This is a genomic window from Palleronia aestuarii (assembly GCF_003253995.1).
GTDB lineage: Bacteria > Pseudomonadota > Alphaproteobacteria > Rhodobacterales > Rhodobacteraceae > Palleronia > Palleronia aestuarii.
On the sequence record NZ_QKZL01000021.1, the window covers coordinates 1 to 19,282 of the forward strand.

The window sequence follows — 19,282 nt, forward strand, 5'->3', positions numbered from 1 at the left end:
TCGCCACGAAGCCCGTTGTCTGGCGAAGCGGCAGGCCGAACAGCACCTTGATGGTCAGGCACGCTTGGATCGCCGCGTCCGAGAAGGTTTGCTGCCGCCCCTGCTTGCCCGAAGGCGCCGCGTGCCAAGCCATGCCCGGGTCGAACCAGACCGTCAGAGACCCGCGCTCACGCAGCGACGCGTTGTAACTCGACCCGTTCAGGGTGCGGCAACGGGTGGGCGCAGGCTTGGACATGCCGGACAGCTATGTCGCTGGACTCACGATGTGAATCCCACGCAGGCTTTCTGCAACAAGGCCCCTTGTCGATCTTCGGCGCCATGGCTTGATCGGTCATCTGTCCCACCCGATGTCGAAGGGACGACGCGCCGTCGGCGCGCCATCTTTCCGGGTCGTCACGGGAGATACCCTTCGTCTTCCAGGATCTCGGTGATGCCTTCCTGCGCATCGGCAAGGGCCTCGGCGGCGCTCGACTGGCCGATCTCGACCGACTGGACCGCCTGGCCCATACGGTCGCTCACGAGTTGCCAGATCGGGGTCGGCGGATAGTAATCCGGCGGCGCCACTTCGAGGCTCGACTGATAGGCATCGAGGAACGATCCGCCGCCATAGTCGAAATTGTACTTCTCGTTGAAGGTCTCGTTCTCCCAGATCGAGGTCCGCGGCGTCGCGAGATATGTGGAGTTCTGCGAGACCTCGATCATGGTCTTCTGGCTCAGCGCCCATTCGAGGAACATGTACGCCGCTTCGGGATTGTCCGAGCTCGCCGAGATGCAGAGACCATGCGCGGCGAAGGCCGGTTTCGGCCCGGCCGGGCCGCCCGGTACGACCGCGAAACCGAGATTGCCGGCGACCCGCGATTGCTCGGGGTCGAGAATCCGGCCCGCAAGCGGCGCGCCCTCGATCGCCATGACGACGTTGCCCTGTTGCATCGCGGTGACGACATCGTCGAAGACGAAGTTCACCGAACCGTCCGGCGTGTAATCCTGCTTCAGCGTCGTGAAGAGCTCGAGCGCCTTCTGGACCTCCGGCGTGTCGACCGTCGGGGTCATGTCATCGGGGAAATCCGCGAAATACTTCCCGCCCTCGCCCAGCATGAAGACGTTGAAGATCCAGATATTGCCCGCCGTCGACGGCGGGCTGCCGCGCAGCGCGAGCGCGGGCACGTCCGGCGTGCCGACCTTCCCCGCCACCTCTAGCAGCTCGTCGAACGTCGAGGGCGGCTCCGTGATGCCGGCCTCTTCGAACTTGTCGATCTGATAATAGAGGATCACCGTCGCCGCGAAGAACGGCAGGCAATATTGCGTGTCGTCATAGGACATCGCCTGAAGCGTCGAGGGGATGAAATCGTCGAGCGCAAGTTGTTCGGGATCGGCGAATTCGCTCTCGAAGTAATCCTCGACCGGCACCACCCAGCCGTTCTCGGCGTAGAGGGGCAGGTTGCCGCTCTGGATGCCGACGATGTCGAAGGCCCCGCTTCCCGTTGCGGACTCGATCTGCGCCTTCTGGCGCGCCGCCCCCTCGGACAACGTCTCGATATTGACGGTGATGCCGGTCATCTCTTCGAAGTCCGGCAGCAGTTCGCGCAATCCCGGTATGAACGAGATCTCGGCGTAGAGCATGTCGAGCTCTGTGCCCTCGAATTGCCGCATGTCGGCATCCTGGGCTGTCGCCCCAGCAACCGACCCGATCAAGAGCGCGGCCGAGGCCGCACCGAATTTCAATGGATTTCTCATCGTTTCCTCCTCCCATGTCCGAAACGTCGGCTCACCCGCATCAGGTGGCCGTGGATCTGTCTCCCTCCGCGGCTGACCATGCGTCGGCCGACGACGCCCCGAGCCGCTTCACATGCGCGTCGGGGGCGTCGAGAAATGCCTTGAGTTCGCGATTGGCTGCACCGTAGCAGATCGCCGCGGTGCCGAGTTCAGACAGGTACAATCGATCACGCAGTGCCCGCCCACCCTCTCGGTCGGGAAGGCCGTCGAGATGCCGCCTGACCCCCTGGAGATACCAGTCGGCCATTCGCGGATGGGAACTGCCAAGGACGATGCGACCCGGCCGAAGAAGGCTGTCCGCATCGACGATTCCGTGCGCGAGATGGTCACCGGCCTCGATCAGGGCAGCCTGCGCGGCTTCGTCTCCGGCATCCGCATTGCGCGCGACGCGGGCGAAAGCGGCCCCGTCGTCGCCATCCAGACGTCCGAGCGCCTGCAGCACGGCCCGCCCGGATGAGTATTGCAGCAGGCATCCCCTGCGCCCGCATTCGCATGCGCGTCCTGCGCGATCGATCGAGAGATGGCCGAGTTCGCCCACCCCGCCATGATCGGTGATCCAGCCCTCTCCACCGGAGATCAGGCCGAGCCCGATCCCGGCATAGTCGATCACGACGAAGGCCACGGAGGTCGCAGGCCGTTGCTGGCGCCGGGCAATCCGCTCTTCGCCGTAGGCCGCGGCGACGGCACCGGTCTGGATCGTGACCGGGATGCCGTGAACCCGTTCGAGATATCCCGCGATGTCGAAGCCCCGCAGGGCCGGGAAATGGATCGACTGGATCACGCCCTCGTCCCCGACGACCGGACCGACCGATCCCACGCCGAGCGCGGTCACGGGCGAGACGGCGGCACCCATCAACTCGACCAGAAGGGCATCGATCGCTGACAGCACGTCACCGCGCGACGCGCCGATGCTGAGCTCGCGCGTGTCGAAGGCGGTCATTTCCCCACGGAGGTCGACGAGGCAGGCCGATATCTTCTCTCGCCGAATGTCCAGGCCGGCGAATTGCAATGCCGACGCCCTGATCCTGAGTGGGGTCGGCCGCGGCCCCCCACGTCTCGACGCCGATGCCGACCCTGTCTCGTAGAGAAAGCCGCAACCAAGAAGGGGACGAACGATATTCGTGACCGTCGCGCGCGTGAGGCCGGTGCGCCGCGCGAGTTCATGCCGCGAGAGGCTGTCGGCAGTGTCGAGCGCCGAAACGATCTGACCGGTCGTCGTCTTCAGGACCAATTCCTCCCAGTTGGTTAATTCATGAAACTTACTAACCGAGTTATGTCAAGGGTGATGCGATGCGCGCCTTACGCCGGTCGCGCCGTTCCACGTCGGTGATCTGCCCCTCATGTGCAGCACGCCCGAAGCCTTGGCACAGTCAGGCAGACCGGAATGACGGGGCTACGAGAAGCGCATGCGCCTTTGGTTCAGGACCTATCGATCTGATCAAGGCTGCCCGCTGGCGTTCTCCATGTCGGCGGGCTGGCCAATCGGACCGTTCCAACTTTGACGACCAATCGGTCTGGAGTCCGGTCGAACGGGTATCGTCCACCCCCGGGCCTACCGGGCGCCTCCGCGGTCCTGGGATGCCTGCCGTTTCGCGAATGGCGCCCCGACGCGAACGCCCATGCCAGACAAGCGGGCGATTGCAGAGCCATCGTCCTTTTCGCTGGAGGCCGGACTTGTCTCGCCCCGGACATCGTGCAGATGGGGAACAAACCCATCCGAACCCACTGGAGGCACGAATGTACCGCCACCTCGCCCTGGCCGCCACGATGGCGACCGGCCTCGCCGCAGGACACGCCCAGGCGCAGCAGACGGAGATCCTGAACGTCTCCTACGACATCGCGCGGGAACTCTACGCCGCGATCAACCCCGCCTTCCTTGAGCAATGGGACGGCGAGGGAGAGCTCACGATCAACCAGAGCCATGCCGGCTCCTCCACGCAGGCGCGTGCGATCCTGCAAGGGCTGCAGGCCGATCTCGTCACCTTCAACCAGGTGACGGACGTGAACATCCTCGCCGAGAACGGCTTCGTCGCGGAGGATTGGCAGGATCGGTTCCCCAACAACGCCTCCCCCTACTATTCCCTGCCCGCCTTCATGGTGCGGGAGGGCAATCCGCAAGGCGTCGAGGGCTGGGCCGATCTGGCGCGCGACGGCGTGTCGGTGATCTTCCCGAACCCCAAGACCTCCGGCAACGGTCGCTACACCTATCTCGCCGCCCTGGCCTGGGCCGAGGAGGAGTTCGACGGCAACGAGGAGGAGGTGCAGTCCTACATGCGGGACTTCATCGGCAACGTGGAGGTCTTCGACACCGGCGGACGGGGTGCGACCACCACCTTCGTCGAGCGTGGCATCGGCGACGTGCTCATCACCTTCGAAGCCGAGACGCTCAACATCTCGGAGGAGACGCCGGGCTACGAGGTCGTGGTGCCCGCGCAATCGCTCCTGGCCGAATTCCCCGTGGCCATCGTCGACCGGGTCGCCGAGAACCGCGGCACGGAAGAGATCGCCCGCGCCTATCTCGATTTCCTCTACACGACCGAGGGGCAGGAGATCGTCGCGTCCTTCAACAACCGCGTGAACGACGAGAGCGTCATGGAGGCGAATGCCGACCGCTTCCCCGAGGTGGAGCTCTTCACCGTGGAGGAGGAGTTCGGCTCCTGGGCGGAGGCGCAGGAAGCGCATTTCGCGTCGGGTGGCAGCTACGACCAGTTGCTTCGTAACTAGAAAACTCCTTATGAGCGGCCCGCGCGCGTCGGTTTTGCGCGCGCGGATGCCCAGAGGCCCAATCCATGCCCGCGTTACAGACCACGATCGGGGCGCTCTCGCGCCGACGGCGCTCGCCGCTGCCGGGCCTCGGGCTGTCGCTCGGGATCACGGTGACCTTCGTCACGCTGATCGTGCTCGTTCCGCTCGCCGGACTCTTCTGGCAGCTCGCGCAACTCGGACCGTCCGATTACCTCTTCATCGTGAGCGATCCCAGGACGCTCGCGGCCCTGCGCATCACGATCACAGCGGCGGCGGCGGCGACCCTCGTCAACGGGACCTTCGGGCTGATCCTCGCCTGGGTGATCGTGCGCTACCGCTTCCGCGGGCGGGCCGCCCTCGACGCGCTCGTGGACCTGCCCTTCGCGCTGCCCACCTCCGTCGCGGGGATCGCGCTCGTCGCGCTCTATTCGGAGAACGGCTGGATCGGCTCGCTCCTCGAACCCCTCGGGCTCCAGGTCGCCTATGCCTGGACGGGAATCGTCATCGCCATGACCTTCACCTCTATCCCCTTCGCCGTGCGTGCCATCCAGCCGCTGATCGAGGAGCTCGATCCGGACGAGGAGGCGGCGGCGCGGACGCTCGGCGCGTCGCCCGCGCAGACTTTCCTGCGCGTGACGATGCCGCAGCTCCTCCCCGGCATCCTCACGGGCACGGGGCTCAGCTTCGTGCGTTCGCTGGGCGAGTTCGGCGCGGTGATCTTCATCGCCGGCAACCGCCCCTTCGAGACCGAGGTCGCCTCCCTTCTTGTGCGGATCCGGCTGGACGAGTTCGACTATCCCGCCGCCTCCGCGATCGCGGGCACGCTTCTGGGCCTGTCGCTGATCCTGCTCGTGGCGATCAACGTGGCGCAGACGCGGATCTACCGCCGTCTCGACGGGGGCGCATGATGGCCCGCGCCGTTCTCATCGCCCTGGCCCTAGCCTTCTCCGTCCTCTTCATCGTGCTGCCGGTGGCCGCGATCTTCACCCGCGCCTTCGCGGACGGACCCGGCGCCTGGATCGCCGCGGTGACCGAGCCCGAGACGCTGGCCGCGATCCGGCTCACGGTGCTGACCGCGCTCATCGTGGTGCCGGTCAACATCGTGTTCGGCCTCGCCGCCGCCTGGGCCATCGCGCGGTTCCGGTTTCCCGGCCGCCGCGCGCTTCTCGTCCTCATCGAGGTGCCCTTCGCGATCTCGCCGATCATCGCGGGGCTGTGCTTCCTACTCGTCTACGGCGCCTATGGCCCCGTGGGGGGCGCGTTGCAGCCGCTGGGTATCCAGCTCATGTTCAACCTGACGGGTATCGTGCTCGTCTCGCTCTTCGTCACCTGCCCCTTCGTGATGCGCGAGGTGCTGCCGGCGCTTTCGGTTTCGGGCGAGGACGAGGAGCATGCGGCGCTCACGCTCGGCGCGTCGGGCTGGCAGGTCTTCCGGCTGGTGACGCTTCCGAACATCACCTGGCCGCTCGTCTACGGCGCGATCCTCGCCACCGCGCGGGCGATCGGGGAATTCGGCGCGGTCAGCGTCGTGTCGGGCGCGATCCGGGGGCAGACGATGACGCTGCCGCTGCAGATCGAGCTTCTCTACAACGATTACAACACGACGGCCGCCTTCGCCGCCGCGACGGTGCTGGCGCTCCTCGCGCTGGTCACGCTGGTGCTGCGCGGGATCGTCGATGCCATCCAGCCCGCCCGGGGAGCCACGCCATGAGCCTCGAGATCGCGAATGTCTCGAAATCCTTCGACGGCGCGGAGGCGGTGCTCGACGACGTGTCGCTCGCCATGCACGAAGGGGAATTCCTCGCACTCCTCGGCCCCTCGGGCTCGGGCAAGACGACGCTCCTGAACGTCGTCGCGGGGCTCACGCGGCCCGATCGCGGGCGGCTCGTCCTCGACGGCGAGGACATCACCGACCGGCACGCGGGGGCGCGGCGGTTCGGGATGGTGTTCCAGTCCTACGCGCTCTTCCGGCACATGAGCGTGGCGCAGAACGTCGATTTCGGGCTGCGCGTCCTGCCCCGGGCGGAGCGACCGCCCAAGGCCGAGCGCGACGCGCGGGTGCGCGAACTTCTCGACCTGATCGAGATGGGCGATCTCGGCGCGCGCTATCCCGCGCAGCTTTCGGGCGGACAGCGCCAGCGGGTGGCGATGGCGCGCGCACTCGCGATCTCCCCGAAGCTCCTCCTCCTCGACGAGCCCTTCTCCGCGCTCGACGCGCAGGTGCGCCAGTCCCTGCGCGGCTCCGTGCGGGAGTTGCAGCGCAAGGTGGGGGTCGCCGCGATCCTCGTCACCCACGACCAGACGGAGGCCTTCGCCATCGCCGATCGCGTGGCGGTGATGAATACGGGCCGGATCGAACAGATCGGTACGGAACGCGAGCTTCGCGACGCGCCGGCGAGCCCGTTCGTCCGCGACTTTCTCAAGGCCGGGGCGGGCTGACCGCCGAACTCAGGCCGCCTTTCCGAGCGATCCTGCGACCTCTTCCGTTGCGGAAAGGAAGAAGGCCGCATCTGACGCGGTGAAGCACAGCGGCGGACGGATCTTCAGTACGTTGCCGTAGGGCCCCGTCGCGCCTACCATGACGCCGCGGCTCCGAAGCCCGTTGATGAGCGCGCTCGCCGCCGCCGCATCGGGCTCCCGCGTGCCGGGCACGCTGATCTCCACGCCGATGAAGAGCCCCGCACCGCGCACGTCGCCGATGATGGAGCCCTCGCCCTGAAGCCCGCGGAGCCCCGCCCGGAGATGCTCGCCCATTGCCCGCGCATTCTCCATCAGCCCCTCCCCATGAATGGTCTCGAGCACCGCGAGCCCCGCCGCGGCCGCCAGGGGATTACCGCCGAACGTGTTGAAGTAGCCCGATCCCTGCGCGGAGAAACGGTCGACGATGTCGGGCCGGGCGACGATGCCCGACATCGGGAACCCGTTGCCCATGGGTTTGCCCATCGTGACCATGTCTGGCCGGACGGCGTGCATCTTGTAGCCCCACATTCCCGTTCCCGTGCGACCGAAGCCCGGCTGCACCTCGTCGGCGATGAAAAGCCCGCCCGCGTCCTGCACCGCCGCGACGGCGGCCGCAATGAGACCGGGCGGTGCGCAATAGACGCCGTCGCTCGAGAAGATCGTGTCGACGACGAGGCAGGAGATCCCGTGTCCCGCCGCCTCCAGATCCGCGATGGCGGCGCGGACGGCGCCCGCGAACGTGGCACCGGGATCGGCGTCGCCGCTCCGGAACGCCTCGGGCGGGGGGACGGTGCGGATATGGTCGGGCACGGAGCGGTCGGGGCGCGATCCGGGAGAGATGGCCGTCGTGGAAGCCGAATTGCCATGATAGGCGAACTCGGTGACGATCACGCCGCGTCTGCCCGTCATCGCCTCCGCCATCCTGAGCGCGAGGTCGTTGCTCTCCGATCCGGTGCAGGTCAGCACGACGTTCGACAGATCGCCCGGAAACTCGCTCAGAAGCCGCTCCGCGTAATCGTGGACGATGTCGACGAGGTAGCGGGTGTTGGTGTTGAGCACCCCGGCCTGCCTGGCGATGGCCTCCGCAACGGCGGGATGCGAATGACCGATGCAGGGGACGTTGTTGTAGAGGTCGAGATAGGGGCGATCCTCCGCGTCGTACATCCACGCGCCCTCCGCACGCGCCATGCGGATCGGCCGGTCGTAGAAGAGGACGGAGGCCGCGCCGAAACTGGCCTTCCTCCGCGCGAGCGCCCGGACGAGGCCGGGGTCGTCGGTGACCTCGCCCTCCCTGTAGCGGTTGAGCTCCATGACTTCGCTGATTTCGGGCATCTGGGGCGTCCTTCCGGGAGCGGTCAGGCGTGGTGGGTGAGATAGCGTTCGGCCAGGGCGACGGTGTCCTCGGCGAAGGCGCGGTCGACGCGCTGGCCGAAGGGGGTCTCCGCGTGGCTGACCGCCCAGGCGGTGAGCTGGATGCGGCGGATCATGACGAAACTCGGGATCATCGCCTCATTCGCGGCCGAGAGCGGGGTCGCACGGCGGTACCCTTCAAGCCAGTTTCCGAGGAACGCGTCGTATCGCGGATCGCATTCCATGAGGCTCACCGAGGCCGCGAAATCGAGCATGAACCAGCTCCAGCCGCAATCGTCGAAATCGATGACGGCAAGCCGATCCTCGTGCGCGATCAGGTTGCCGGGGCGCATATCGGCGTGGATCAGGCCCCAGGTCTGCGCGCTCCGGCCGAAGGCTTGGGTCTCGGCGCGGAGCGCGTCCACCGCGCGCCCGATCACGGCGAGCCCCGCCGCGTCGAGGTCGCGGCCCGCGCGCCAATCGCCCCAATCGGCCTCGGGGCCGATGCAGTGCTCCCAATCCCAGGTCCGCCGGGTGAAGCCCTGAGGTTTCGGCCACGTGCGGGCGTGGTGATGCATGCGACCCGTCATCTCGCCCAGCTGGTCGAACCAGGCCGTCAGGTCGCCCACCTCGTCGGGCGGTGCGCCGGGCAAAAACTCGAAGGCCGCGACGAGCATCTCCACGCCGCCCGCATCGAACCGGGCGAGAAACCCGCCACGCTCCAGCGGGATGGGCGCCGCCGCGCGGACCACCTCGTCGCTACGAAGTGCCGCGAGCCAGTCGAGCTCGGACCGGATCGCGGCTTCGGTATTGTAGCCCGGGCGCTGCACGCGGAGCGCGATCGTCCCCGAAGGCGGCTCCGCGAGATAGGTGGCGTTCTCCGACACGGTAAGGAGCCGCAAGGGCGTGTCGGGGGGAAGGCCCCATTCCGGCAGGACGCGGCGCACGCCATCCGAGAGAAGGGCAAGGAAGGCATCGTCGTAGAGCATGGATCAGTTTCCGGGAATGCTGCGGGTGGTCTCGGGATCGAAAAGGTGGAGCTTGCTTGTATCGGCGTGAAGGCGAAGGGCCGCGCCGATCCGCCAATCCCCCTCGGGCGGCAGGCGGGCGGCAAGCTCCGTGCCGTCTCGGCCCAGCCGCAGGGTCAGGATCGTCTCGGGGCCCAGCGCCTCCACCGTCTCGATAGTGCAGTCGAGCGCGGCGGTCGCGGCACCCACCGGCGCCTCGTGCAGATCCTCCGGCCGGAGGCCCAGGATCACGTCCCGGCCCGCATGGCGCGCCCAGCCGGGCCGGGAGGCCAGCGGCAGGGCGATCTCCTGACCCTCTATGCGGAGCCGCAGCGCGCCGTCGGCCACGTCGAGGCGGGCGGGGAGCAGGTTCATCGGCGGCGTGGCGAGAAAGCCCGCGACGAAGGTGTCGACCGGCTCGCGATAGACGTCCTGCGGCCGGCCGACCTGCACGATCTCGCCGCCCCGCATGATGCAGATGCGAGTGCCCATCGTCATCGCTTCCACCTGATCGTGGGTGACGTGGATCATGGTCGTCCCGAGCGTGCGGTGCAGCTTGATGAGCTCGGTGCGCATGACGGAGCGGAGTTTCGCGTCGAGATTGGAGAGCGGCTCGTCGAGCAGGAAGGCGCGCGGCTCGCGCACGAGCGCGCGGCCCAGCGCCACGCGCTGGCGCTGCCCGCCCGAGAGCTGCGCGGGCCGGCGGTCGAGAAGCGCCTCAACGCCGAGCGTCTCGGCCACGCGCGCGATGCGCGACCCGATCTCGGCCTCCGCCATGCCGCGGAGCTTCAGCCCGAAGGCCATGTTCTTGCGCACCGACATGTGGGGGTAGAGGGCGTAGTTCTGGAACACGATGGCGAGGTCGCGCTCCGCGGGATCGATATCGTTCACCCGCACCCCGTCGATCAGCAGCTCCCCCTCGGAGACCGGCTCGAGCCCCGCGATCATGCGCAGCGTCGTGGACTTGCCGCAGCCCGAGGGGCCGAGGAAGATCATGAACTCGCCATCCTCGACACGGAGGTCGATCCGGTCCACCGCGCGGATGGCCTGCGCGCCCGCGCCGAAGATGCGGGAGACGGATCTCAGTTCGATGGAGGCCATGGGGATCCGTTCCTCATTCTCCGACCTGCCGCATCGCGCGCCACAGCATCGCCGTCATCCCGGCGATCACGACGAGCAGCATGACGGCCATCGCGCAGGCCTGGCCCAGATCGAGGCTCACGAAGGCGCGGCGGTAGATGAAATAGCTGATCAGGTCGGTCGCGACCCCCGGCCCGCCGCGGGTCATGATGTAGATGATGTCGTAGGTCTTGATCGCGAAGATCATGCGGATGAGCAGCGTGACGATGATGACGGGCCGCATCAGCGGCAGCGTGATGTGCCAGAACCGCTGGAACGCCGTCGCGCCGTCGCATCTCGCCGCCTCGTAGGGCTCCGTCGGCAGGGCGCTCAGCCCCGCGAGGAGCAGCACGACCATGAACGAGACCTGGTGCCAGATGTCGACGAGCACGACCGTCCAGAACGCCATGTCGGGCGCGCCCAGCCAGTTGACCGGCGCGATCCCGACCGTGCCCAGGAGCCAGTTCACGATGCCGAGCGTCGGGTGCAGGATCATCCGCCACATGAGACCCACGACGACCGGATTGATGAGGAGCGGACAGAGGAGGATGAGGTAATAGACGCTCTTGCCGCGCCGCGCATCGTTGAGCGCGAGTGCCACGACCATGCCGATGACGAACTGGATCGCGACCACGGCCACCACGAAGAGGAGCGTGATCCAGGCGGAATGGAGAAATTCCCCCTGCCCCGCCGCCATGCGGTAGTTCCCGATCCCCACGAAGCTGTCGTAGCCCGGCATCAGGAGCGTGTAGTCGAAGAAAGAGGTGAGCCCGGCCCAGACGATCGGAAAAAGGACCACCGCCCCGAGAAGCAACAGGCCCGGCGCGCTCAGCATCCAGCCGAAGCGCCGGTCCCGCCGCTCCATATGTGTGGCGTGCACCACCTCGCAGGATCAGCCCCGGCGTCCGTCGCGCTCGGCGAGCGCATCGAATTCCTCCGCCGCCGCGTCGAGCGCTTCCCGGGCCGATTTCTCGCCCGCGACGGCGAGCGAGAGCTCGCGGCCCAGCACCTCCACGAATTGCGGCGTGTAGGTGAAGGTGGGGAAGTTGTGCGCGCCCAGGAGAAGCTCCTTCAACGCCTCGGTCTGCGGATATTCGGCGATGACCTCCGCGTCATCGAACACGTCGAGCCGGGTGGGCGAGCCGCCCATCAACGCGCGGCGCTTGGCGATCTCGGGGCTCTCGACCCATTTCAGGAATTCCCAGGCCGCGTCCGGGTCGGGAGAGGAGCGCGGGATCGCCCAGCCCCAGGCACCGTTGAGCGAGCCGCCCTCCCCGGGCGTCGGGCCCGGCACGCCCATGATCTCCGCCGCGCCCGCAACGGAGGACTGGCTCGGATCGTCCACCGCGGCGCGGAAGAAGTTGTAGGTAATGTAGCTGTAGGCCTGGCCTTGCGAGAACACGTTGAACGCCTCGTCGAAGGAGAAGCTCGCCGCGCCGACGGGGCCGTATTGATCGATATTTGCGATGTAAGCCTTGAGCGCGGCCACGCCTTCGTCGGAATTGAAGGTCGCGTGCCAGGTTTCGTCCATGAACGTGCCGCCATGCGCGAAGAGGTAGTTCGACCACTCCATCGCGATCGGGTCGGGACGGAGCCCCTGGTTGACGACGCCGTAGATCCCGTCCTTCGTGAAGAACGCCACTTGGTCGCGATACTCGTCCCATGTCTCGGGCGGGCGGAGCTCCGATCCGTGCTCTTCCTTCCAGGCCGTGCGGTTGGCCTCGTCCTCCAGAAGATCGGTGCGGTAGAGGAGCCCCATCGCGTAATTGTAGAAGGGCAGCATGTAGGTCGTGCCCTCCACCTCCCCGACGAGATCCATCATCGCGGGGACGTAGACGGAGGTGTCGAACCCGTCGGCCTCGATCCGGTCGTCGAGCGGCTGCATCCAGCCCGCGCGGTAGAACTCGCCCACCCAGTAGAAATCGACCACGATCGCAGAGTAGCTGCCCGAATTCGAGACGAGTTGCGGCACGAGCTTGGTGTGCATCTCCGCGTAGTTGACGACCTCGAGATTGACGTCGATGCCAGTCGCCTCCTCGAATTCCGGAAGCAGTTCCTGGACGTAGGTCGTGTCGGGGACCGCCTCCATCAGGATGTTGATGCTCTGGGCCTGGACGGCGCCCGCGCCCATCGCGAACGCGCCGAAGGGGATCAGGATATGCGGTCTCATGTCGTATCTCCGTGTTGGCGGGACGGCCGGTCTTGGCGCCGGCTCATTTCAGGGCACCGAGTGACAGACCCTTGACGAGGTAGGTCTGCAGGAACGGCAGCAGCAGCAGGACCGGGGCGAGTGCCAGAAGGGTGGCGGCGGCGAGCGGCGCGATGTTGACCCCGGCATGGGTCTCGAGCGAGGCGAGCCCCACGGCCAGCGTCTGGCTCGAATGGTTGCCGAGAAGGAGCGCATAGAGAAACTCGTTCCAGCTCAGGATGAAGCCCAGAAGGCCCGCGGCGATGATGCCGGGCATCGCGACGGGGACCGTGATGCGGGTGAAGGCCTGCCACCGGGTCGCCCCGTCGCAGCGCGCCGCCTCCTCCAGCATCCGCGTATCGGCGTCGAAGAAGCTCGCCATGATCCAGGCCATGAACGGAAGGTTGATGGCGACATGCGCGATGGTGATCGCGACGAGCCCCGGAACCGGCACGAGCGTGGTGAAGACGAGGAACATCGGCAGCACGAGCACGATCGGCGGGATCATCTGGCTTGCCAGCACGCCGAGCATCAGCGGCCATCCCCCGGTGCGGAAGCGCGCCGCCGCATAGGCCATCATCGCGGCCGCGGGCAGCGAGACGAGCGTGGCGAGGACCGCGACGGTCACGGAATTGCCGAACCAGCGTGTGAAGTCGAAGGCGGTGAAGACCTCGACATAGTTCTGCAGGCCGATCTCCCCGATCTCGGGCGGAAGTCGGTAGGCGGTGGCCTTGTCGGTCAGGCTGACGCGGAGCACCCAGAGAAGCGGCATTGCGATGACAGCGGAGAACCCGCCCAGGATCAGGTGGCGCAGGAGCGCGGCACCCCGGGCGGACCTCACTCGGGGCCTCCCGTCGATCCCGTGCCCGAACCGCGTCGCATCATCTCTCGCCAACCCCTGATAGTGCGTCGGACGCTTCCACAGCTTCGGCGTTCTTGCAACATGGCTTCGGGTTTCAACTTGCGTTTTTGTTCTTTCTTGTGCGGTATGATCCCTGCAAGACATTTTGCGAGCGCGGGTATGCGCATGCAGGGAATTCGAGGCCGGTCGGACGCTGCGGCTTTCGAACCCGACCGATGAGATATTAGGATCGCCTGGCACGGTCGGACCCAAATGACGAAGGCATGACACCATGACGCTCGATTTCTTCGGATCCCGCCCCAAGGGCGTCATCGCCATGGCCCATATCGGCGCCCTGCCCGGCTCCCCGCTCTACGACGCGGATGGCGGCATGGCGAAGCTGATCGACGATGTCGCGGCGGACGTGGAGAAGCTCCAGGACGGCGGCGTGCACGCCATCATGTTCGGCAACGAGAACGACCGCCCCTACCAGCTTCGCGCCTGCCCCGCCTCGCTCGCCGCGATGACGGCCGTGGTGACGGCGATCCGGCCGATGCTGAAGGTGCCGTTCGGGGTCAACTACCTCTGGGACCCCGTCGCCACCGTCGCCATGGCGAGCGCCACGGGGGCGAGCTTCGCGCGGGAGATCTTCACCGGTCTCTTCGCCTCCGACATGGGCCTTTGGGAGCCGAATGCGGGCGAGGCACTGCGGCTAAGGCGCAATCTCGGCCGCGGCGACCTGAAACTCCTCTTCAACATCAACGCCGAATTCGCCGCGACGCTCGATACCCGTCCGATCGCCCTTCGCGCGAAAAGCGCCGTTTTCTCCTCGCTCGCGGACGCGATCCTGGTCTCTGGCCCCCTTACCGGGCAATCGGCGGAGACCTCCGATCTGCGGGACGTGCGCGAGGCGGTGCCGAACACGCCCGTCCTCGCCAATACCGGCGTGAAGCTCGACAACGTGAAGGAAGTGCTCTCGATCGCCGATGGCTGCGTGATCGGGACGCATTTCAAGGTCGACGGCGATACCTGGAACAAGGTCGATGGCGACCGGGTGAAGCGTTTCATGGACGTGGTCGACGGCCTTGGCTGACGGCACCCCTCCCGGCTATGTCATCGGTCTCGACATCGGGACGACGAGCACGATCGCGGCCCTCGTGGCCCTGCCCGCGAAGATCGCGGCCACGGCAAGCCGCCCGGTGACGCTGAGCGCGCCCCGCACCGGCTGGGCGGAGGAGGATCCGGAGGAATGGTGGCGCAATTCCTGCGCCGTCCTCGGCGAGGTGATGGCGGCGCTGCCCGAGGGTGCCGCGCTCCACGGCATCTGCGTGACGGGAATGCTGCCCGCCATCGTGCTGCTCGACGCGGACGGCCAGATCCTGCGCCCCTCGATCCAGCAGAGCGACGGGCGCTGCGGGGCGGAGGTTCGCGAGCTCGCTGCCGAGGTCGCGGAAGAGGCGTTCCTCGCCCGGACCGGCAACGGCATCAATCAGCAGCTCGCCGCCGCCAAGCTACGCTGGATCGCGGCCCACGAGCCCGATGTGTTCGCGCGCGTGGCGACGGTGTTCGGCTCCTACGATTTCATCAACCTGCGCCTCACGGGGCTCCGTGGGGTGGAGCGGAACTGGGCGCTCGAGGCAGGGTTCGTCGATCTCGCCGATCACCGGATCGCGGCAGACCTCGTGGCCCTTTCGGGATTGCCCGTCGAGGCGGTGCCGCCGCTCCACGCGTCCCACGACGTGATCGGTGCGGTTACGGCAAGCGCCGCGGAAGCCACGGGACTGCCCGAGGGGCTGACGGTCTTCGGAGGCGCGGCCGACCACATCGCCTCCGCCCTCGCCGCGGGGCTCACGGCGCCGGGCGACGTGCTTCTGAAATTCGGCGGCGCGGGCGACATCATCGTGATCTCCGACAGCGTCCGGGCCGATCCGCGGATGTTTCTCGACTATCACCTCGTCCCGGACCTCTACGCGCCCAATGGCTGCATGGCCGCGACGGGCTCCGCACTCAACTGGTTCTCCGCCCTGCTCGTACCGGATGCGGGGGACGAGAAACCGCATCGACGGCTCGACCGACTCGCGGGAGAGATCCCGCCGGGCAGCGACGGCGTGCTCTGCCTGCCCTATTTCCTCGGGGAGAAGACGCCGATCCACGATCCGCTGGCCCGCGGCACCTTCACGGGCCTGTCGTTCAACCACGGAACCGGGCATCTCTGGCGCGCTCTGCTCGAGGCGGTGGCCTACGCGTTCCGCCACCATCTCGAGGTGCTCGACGAGATCGGGCATCGTCCCGTCCGCCTCTTCGCCTCGGACGGCGGCAGTGCGAGCCGGGTCTGGATGCAGATCATGGCCGACGTGGCGGGGCGGCCCGTCCAGGTCCTGGGCAACGATCACGGCTCCTGCGCGGGGGCGGCCTGGGTCGCGGCAGTGGCGTCGGGGGCGGCGGATTGGGACGAGATCGGCGCGCTCGTGACCTATGGCGAGACCTTCTCGCCCAAACCCGGCGCGGTGCGCAGCTACGACGCGCGCTACGCGGCGTTCCGTGCGCTCTACGTCGCGCTGAAGCCCATCTTTTATGCAGGCGAAACGGCGGCAGGACCCACCGATCAACCTTTTTGACCGCATACGGTGCGGGATTGTGCGGTATCGGGGATACTTTTGCGTGATTCTTGCTGTAATGTACTAGTTCGTTCGAATGATCGAGGATCGGTAACGGAACGCGGCCCTCCCGGCGGCACGACAGGAGCCCGGGCAGGCGGGCCGTCCGTCTTGTAGAGGGCGTGATGTGATGACGAAGATCTCGACCGCAGGCAGGGGAAAGCTGATCGGACGGGTCCGCAAGGACCGGATCGCACAACTCATCAGAGACAACGGCTTCATGTCGTCCGCCGACCTCGCGGATCAGTTCGAGGTCTCCGAGATGACCATCCGGCGTGATCTGGCCGAGCTCGAAGTGCAGGGCGGGATCACACGGACCCATGGCGGCGCCGTGGCGACACACGGCGCCGAACCCCGCCCCGTCGACGAGCCCTATTTCAGCGAACGGCAGAAGAGCAACGCGGAGGCCAAGCGCCGGATCGCGCAGCTTGCCGCGACGCTGGTCCAGCCCGGACAGATCACCGCCCTCGACGTGGGCACGACGACCTACGAGCTCGGAAAGCTCCTCGCGGCCGATGCGCAGAACCTCGTCTTCACCAACAATCTCAGGATCGCGCTCCTCGACACCCGCGCCGAGATCTACCTGCTTGGCGGGCGGCTCAGGGCGCACGAGAAGTCGATCGTGGGGCCGATCGCCATCGAGCAGGCGCGCAAGCTCTGGTTCGACATCGCCTTCCTCGGCGTCTCGTCGCTGTCGTCGAACGGGCTTTTCGACTATTCGATCGAGGATACGGAGATCAAGCGCGCCTATATCGGCCGCGCCACGCGCCGCGTCGTGCTGGCCGATTCCTCGAAATTCGACGAGATGGCGCTGGTGCAGGTCGGGGCGCTCGACGAGGTCGACATCCTCGTGACCGACCGGAAACCGACCGGAGGGCTCGCCGCCGACCTCGCCACGGCCAAGGTCCAGGTGATGGTCGCGGAAGCCGGACGCGGAGACGCCGCGCCCGGGCCACAGGCGCCCTGACGCCGTGGGCAAGACGGGCCCTCCTCTCTTATCAGGACAAGAGCATGGAGTACGTTCCCCAGACCGCGTCGGAACTGGAACAGGATAGCGGCGCGGCCTCGCGGGCGAACGTCGAGGCGATCATATCCGGCGTGATGTCGTCCGCATCCTCGATCGGACGAGTGGCGGGATCCGACGCGACCCGCCGCGTTCCGGACCGACCTACCCGGTCGCGCGCGCCAGATCGACGAGCATCCGGGCGGCGAGCACGACATCCGCCACCTCGACGAACTCGTCGATGGAATGCGCCTCCTCGATGCGGCCGGGGCCGAAAACGATCGTGGGAATGGCGGAAAGGTTCACCATCTTCGTCGCATCCGAGCCGAAGGGCACGCCGATTGCCGCGTCCGGAAGCCCCCTCTCCCGGCAGATCGCCGCCATCCGCGAGACGACCGACGCCACGTCCGGCACGTCCATCGCGGAGGAATCGACGAACGGCGCCCCGACCGTGACGGCGATGCCAGGCAGCGCTCCGGCTAGTCCCTCCGCGACCGCGCGAAACGCTTTGTAGACCTCCGCGCCCGTCTCGGACGGCAGGTAGCGGTAGTCGAACCTGAGCCGGGCGCGCGACGGGACGGTGTTCGGCCCCTCTCCCGCCTCGAACCCCGTGGTGACCAGCGTGGCGGGACCGAGGAGCGAATGCGTCCCCGTCCGCGTCGCCATCTCCGCGTCGTAGAGATCGAGGAGCCGCCGCCCTGCGTCGAGGGCGCTCATCCCCTCCTCGGGCCGCGCGGTATGGGCGCTCCGCCCCTCGAGCGTGACCTCCCAGCGGACGCAGCCCTTGCAGGCGCGGACCACCTGCAGCTCCGTGGGCTCGCCCGCGACGCCCAGCGCGAAGGACCCGCCACGGTCGAGGTGATGGAGTACGCCCTTGTAGGCGTATTCCTCGTCCATCGCCGCGCAGAACTCGACATCACCGGGCGGCGGATCGCGGGACAGGGCGCGAAGGGCGAGGAGGAACGCGGCGACGCAGCCCCCGTCATCGACCGCGCCCCGTCCGTGGAGCCGGCCATTCTCGAGGCGCGGCACGAAGGGTGCCTCCATACCCGTGACCTGCACGGTGTCGAGATGCCCCTCCCAGAGCATGGCGGGCCCGCCCGACCGGCCCGCGATCCGCGCGACGAGATTGGGACGGCCCGCCGTCACCTCGTCGAGTTCCGCCGCGATCCCGTTTGCCTCGAGCCAGTCGCCGAGCGCGCGTGCGAGCGCCGCCTCCCCGAACGACGCGGGATCGTCGCCCGGCATCCGGAAGGCGGGGTTGATCGAGGGGATGGAGACGATGATCCGCAGAAGCTCCAGCACGGCGTCCTCGGTGATTCCGTCCGTCACGTCGTGTAGACCCCGCCCGTGACGTTGATCCCCTGCCCCGTCATGAAGCCCGAGGCGTCGGAGGCGAGGAAGGCCACGAGCCGGGCGATGTCCTCCGGCTCCTCCAGCCGGCCGAGCGGCGTCTGCGCGATGTAGTCCGCGATCACCGCGTCGGGCGCGATCCCGCGCAGCTCCGCCTCCCAGGCGACCTCGCGGTCCTGCATCCCCGTCCGCACGAAGCCGGGACAGACGGCGTTCACCCGGATCCCCTCGGGCGCGAGCTCGCGCGCGAGCGCCTGCGTCCAGCCCAGGACCGCGAATTTCGAGGCGGAGTAATGGGCGAGGAACGGCGCCCCGACCTTCGCCGCGAGCGACGCGGTGTTGACGATGACGCCCCGCCCCGCGGCGAGGAAATCACGCGCCGCAAGCTGGTTCGTCAGGAACACGCCGCGCGTGTTGACGTCGAAATTGAAGTCCCATTCCTCGTCGGTCAGGTCGACCGCCCGGTTCATCGTGGAGACACCGGCATTGGCGCAGAGGATCTCGTATCCCCCGAGCGCAACGCGCGCGGCGGCGAAGGCGGCCTCCACGCTCTCGCGGGTCCTCACGTCGATGCCGATCCCGACATGGTCCGGCCCGAGGCGTCCGGCCGTCTCCCGCGCGGCCGCCTCGTCGAGATCGGCGATGGCGAGCGTCACGCCATGCTCCGCGAGCGTGGCCGAGATCGCCGCGCCGATCCCCTTCGCGCCCCCGGTGACGATGGCCCGCCGCCCGGCGAGGTCGGTTCCGATCTTCATCCTAGAGGCTCCTGTCCTCGCACGGGCGCGA

The 19,282-nt window shown here is 67.6% G+C and carries 18 protein-coding genes; 7 read left to right on the forward strand and 11 right to left on the reverse strand.

Translation table 11 applies throughout. The features are described 5' to 3' along the window. The 3 genes from LX81_RS16845 to LX81_RS16855 all read right to left on the reverse strand — a co-directional run. Positions 1 to 235, reverse strand: a 235-nt coding sequence (locus tag LX81_RS16845; protein ID WP_211322801.1) for a transposase, incomplete at its 3' end; no start/stop codon positions are given. A 158-nt stretch (positions 236 to 393) separates the two neighbouring features. Beyond that, positions 394 to 1,734 (reverse strand): ABC transporter substrate-binding protein, encoded by a 1,341-nt coding sequence (locus tag LX81_RS16850; protein ID WP_111538478.1) that lies wholly within the window; start codon positions 1,732 to 1,734, stop codon positions 394 to 396. 40 nt (positions 1,735 to 1,774) lie between these two features. Then, entirely contained in the window at positions 1,775 to 3,004 is a 1,230-nt protein-coding gene (locus LX81_RS16855; protein ID WP_111538479.1) for an ROK family protein, read from the reverse strand. Between the two features lie 506 nt (positions 3,005 to 3,510). On the opposite strand from LX81_RS16855, the gene cysP reads away from it, so the two are divergent. The 4 genes from cysP to LX81_RS16875 all read left to right on the forward strand — a co-directional run bounded on the left by cysP (position 3,511) and on the right by LX81_RS16875 (position 6,957). Continuing rightward, positions 3,511 to 4,497 carry a thiosulfate ABC transporter substrate-binding protein CysP gene (cysP, locus tag LX81_RS16860; protein ID WP_111538480.1) on the forward strand — a complete coding sequence of 329 codons (987 nt, stop codon included), beginning with the start codon at positions 3,511 to 3,513 and terminating at the stop codon, positions 4,495 to 4,497. A 65-nt stretch (positions 4,498 to 4,562) separates the two neighbouring features. Continuing rightward, entirely contained in the window at positions 4,563 to 5,426 is an 864-nt protein-coding gene (gene cysT / locus LX81_RS16865) for a sulfate ABC transporter permease subunit CysT (protein WP_111538481.1), read from the forward strand. Then, complete coding sequence (cysW, locus tag LX81_RS16870; RefSeq protein ID WP_111538527.1) at positions 5,426 to 6,229, forward strand: sulfate ABC transporter permease subunit CysW; 804 nt, start codon at positions 5,426 to 5,428, stop codon at positions 6,227 to 6,229. The genes cysT and cysW overlap by 1 nt, the downstream gene beginning before the upstream one ends. Next, positions 6,226 to 6,957 (forward strand): ABC transporter ATP-binding protein, encoded by a 732-nt coding sequence (locus tag LX81_RS16875; RefSeq protein WP_111538482.1) that lies wholly within the window; start codon positions 6,226 to 6,228, stop codon positions 6,955 to 6,957. Before cysW ends, LX81_RS16875 begins: the two co-directional genes overlap by 4 nt. Before the next feature lie 9 nt (positions 6,958 to 6,966). Here LX81_RS16875 and LX81_RS16880 read toward each other — a convergent pair whose 3' ends face one another. From LX81_RS16880 to LX81_RS16905, 6 genes are read right to left on the reverse strand one after another with little or no spacing between them, the layout of a single operon-like run. Beyond that, positions 6,967 to 8,310, reverse strand: a complete 1,344-nt coding sequence (locus LX81_RS16880) for an aspartate aminotransferase family protein (RefSeq protein ID WP_111538483.1) — start codon at positions 8,308 to 8,310, stop codon at positions 6,967 to 6,969. A gap of 23 nt (positions 8,311 to 8,333) precedes the next feature. After that, positions 8,334 to 9,317, reverse strand: coding sequence for a phosphotransferase enzyme family protein (locus tag LX81_RS16885; protein WP_111538484.1), 984 nt, complete (start codon positions 9,315 to 9,317; stop codon positions 8,334 to 8,336). A 3-nt stretch (positions 9,318 to 9,320) separates the two neighbouring features. After that, positions 9,321 to 10,436 carry an ABC transporter ATP-binding protein gene (locus LX81_RS16890; RefSeq protein WP_111538485.1) on the reverse strand — a complete coding sequence of 372 codons (1,116 nt, stop codon included), beginning with the start codon at positions 10,434 to 10,436 and terminating at the stop codon, positions 9,321 to 9,323. A 13-nt stretch (positions 10,437 to 10,449) separates the two neighbouring features. Beyond that, on the reverse strand, positions 10,450 to 11,334 hold the full coding sequence (locus LX81_RS16895) for a carbohydrate ABC transporter permease (RefSeq protein WP_234822667.1): 885 nt from the start codon (positions 11,332 to 11,334) through the stop codon (positions 10,450 to 10,452). 12 nt (positions 11,335 to 11,346) lie between these two features. Next, positions 11,347 to 12,624 carry an ABC transporter substrate-binding protein gene (locus tag LX81_RS16900; protein WP_111538487.1) on the reverse strand — a complete coding sequence of 426 codons (1,278 nt, stop codon included), beginning with the start codon at positions 12,622 to 12,624 and terminating at the stop codon, positions 11,347 to 11,349. A gap of 43 nt (positions 12,625 to 12,667) precedes the next feature. Beyond that, on the reverse strand, positions 12,668 to 13,483 hold the full coding sequence (locus tag LX81_RS16905) for a carbohydrate ABC transporter permease (protein ID WP_111538488.1): 816 nt from the start codon (positions 13,481 to 13,483) through the stop codon (positions 12,668 to 12,670). Between the two features lie 292 nt (positions 13,484 to 13,775). Here LX81_RS16905 and LX81_RS16910 point away from each other — a divergent pair, with 292 nt between their 5' ends. The 3 genes from LX81_RS16910 (at position 13,776) to LX81_RS16920 (ending at position 17,107) form a co-directional block, all read left to right on the forward strand. After that, on the forward strand, positions 13,776 to 14,576 hold the full coding sequence (locus LX81_RS16910; RefSeq protein ID WP_111538489.1) for a BtpA/SgcQ family protein: 801 nt from the start codon (positions 13,776 to 13,778) through the stop codon (positions 14,574 to 14,576). Further along, a complete protein-coding gene (locus LX81_RS16915) occupies positions 14,569 to 16,101 on the forward strand; it encodes an FGGY-family carbohydrate kinase (RefSeq protein ID WP_111538490.1) in 1,533 nt (510 codons plus the stop codon). The genes LX81_RS16910 and LX81_RS16915 overlap by 8 nt, the downstream gene beginning before the upstream one ends. 169 nt (positions 16,102 to 16,270) lie before the next feature. Further along, positions 16,271 to 17,107 carry a DeoR/GlpR family DNA-binding transcription regulator gene (locus tag LX81_RS16920; RefSeq protein ID WP_111538491.1) on the forward strand — a complete coding sequence of 279 codons (837 nt, stop codon included), beginning with the start codon at positions 16,271 to 16,273 and terminating at the stop codon, positions 17,105 to 17,107. A 201-nt stretch (positions 17,108 to 17,308) separates the two neighbouring features. On the opposite strand, the gene LX81_RS16925 is transcribed toward LX81_RS16920, so the two are convergent. After that, complete coding sequence (locus LX81_RS16925; RefSeq protein WP_111538492.1) at positions 17,309 to 18,475, reverse strand: M20 family metallopeptidase; 1,167 nt, start codon at positions 18,473 to 18,475, stop codon at positions 17,309 to 17,311. After that, on the reverse strand, positions 18,472 to 19,251 hold the full coding sequence (locus LX81_RS16930; protein WP_111538493.1) for an SDR family NAD(P)-dependent oxidoreductase: 780 nt from the start codon (positions 19,249 to 19,251) through the stop codon (positions 18,472 to 18,474). Before LX81_RS16930 ends, LX81_RS16925 begins: the two co-directional genes overlap by 4 nt. Between the last annotated feature and the right edge of the window lie 31 nt (positions 19,252 to 19,282).

Bases quoted from the DNA above. Each gene is read 5' to 3' on its own strand.
- LX81_RS16850 (WP_111538478.1), bottom strand. From the start codon at position 1,734: ATGAGAAATCCATTGAAATTCGGTGCGGCCTCGGCCGCGCTCTTGATC.
- cysP (WP_111538480.1), top strand. From the start codon at position 3,511: ATGTACCGCCACCTCGCCCTGGCCGCCACGATGGCGACCGGCCTCGCC.
- cysT (WP_111538481.1), top strand. From the start codon at position 4,563: ATGCCCGCGTTACAGACCACGATCGGGGCGCTCTCGCGCCGACGGCGC.
- cysW (WP_111538527.1), top strand. From the start codon at position 5,426: ATGGCCCGCGCCGTTCTCATCGCCCTGGCCCTAGCCTTCTCCGTCCTC.
- LX81_RS16875 (WP_111538482.1), top strand. From the start codon at position 6,226: ATGAGCCTCGAGATCGCGAATGTCTCGAAATCCTTCGACGGCGCGGAG.
- LX81_RS16880 (WP_111538483.1), bottom strand. From the start codon at position 8,310: ATGCCCGAAATCAGCGAAGTCATGGAGCTCAACCGCTACAGGGAGGGC.
- LX81_RS16885 (WP_111538484.1), bottom strand. From the start codon at position 9,317: ATGCTCTACGACGATGCCTTCCTTGCCCTTCTCTCGGATGGCGTGCGC.
- LX81_RS16890 (WP_111538485.1), bottom strand. From the start codon at position 10,436: ATGGCCTCCATCGAACTGAGATCCGTCTCCCGCATCTTCGGCGCGGGC.
- LX81_RS16900 (WP_111538487.1), bottom strand. From the start codon at position 12,624: ATGAGACCGCATATCCTGATCCCCTTCGGCGCGTTCGCGATGGGCGCG.
- LX81_RS16910 (WP_111538489.1), top strand. From the start codon at position 13,776: ATGACGCTCGATTTCTTCGGATCCCGCCCCAAGGGCGTCATCGCCATG.
- LX81_RS16920 (WP_111538491.1), top strand. From the start codon at position 16,271: ATGACGAAGATCTCGACCGCAGGCAGGGGAAAGCTGATCGGACGGGTC.
- LX81_RS16930 (WP_111538493.1), bottom strand. From the start codon at position 19,251: ATGAAGATCGGAACCGACCTCGCCGGGCGGCGGGCCATCGTCACCGGG.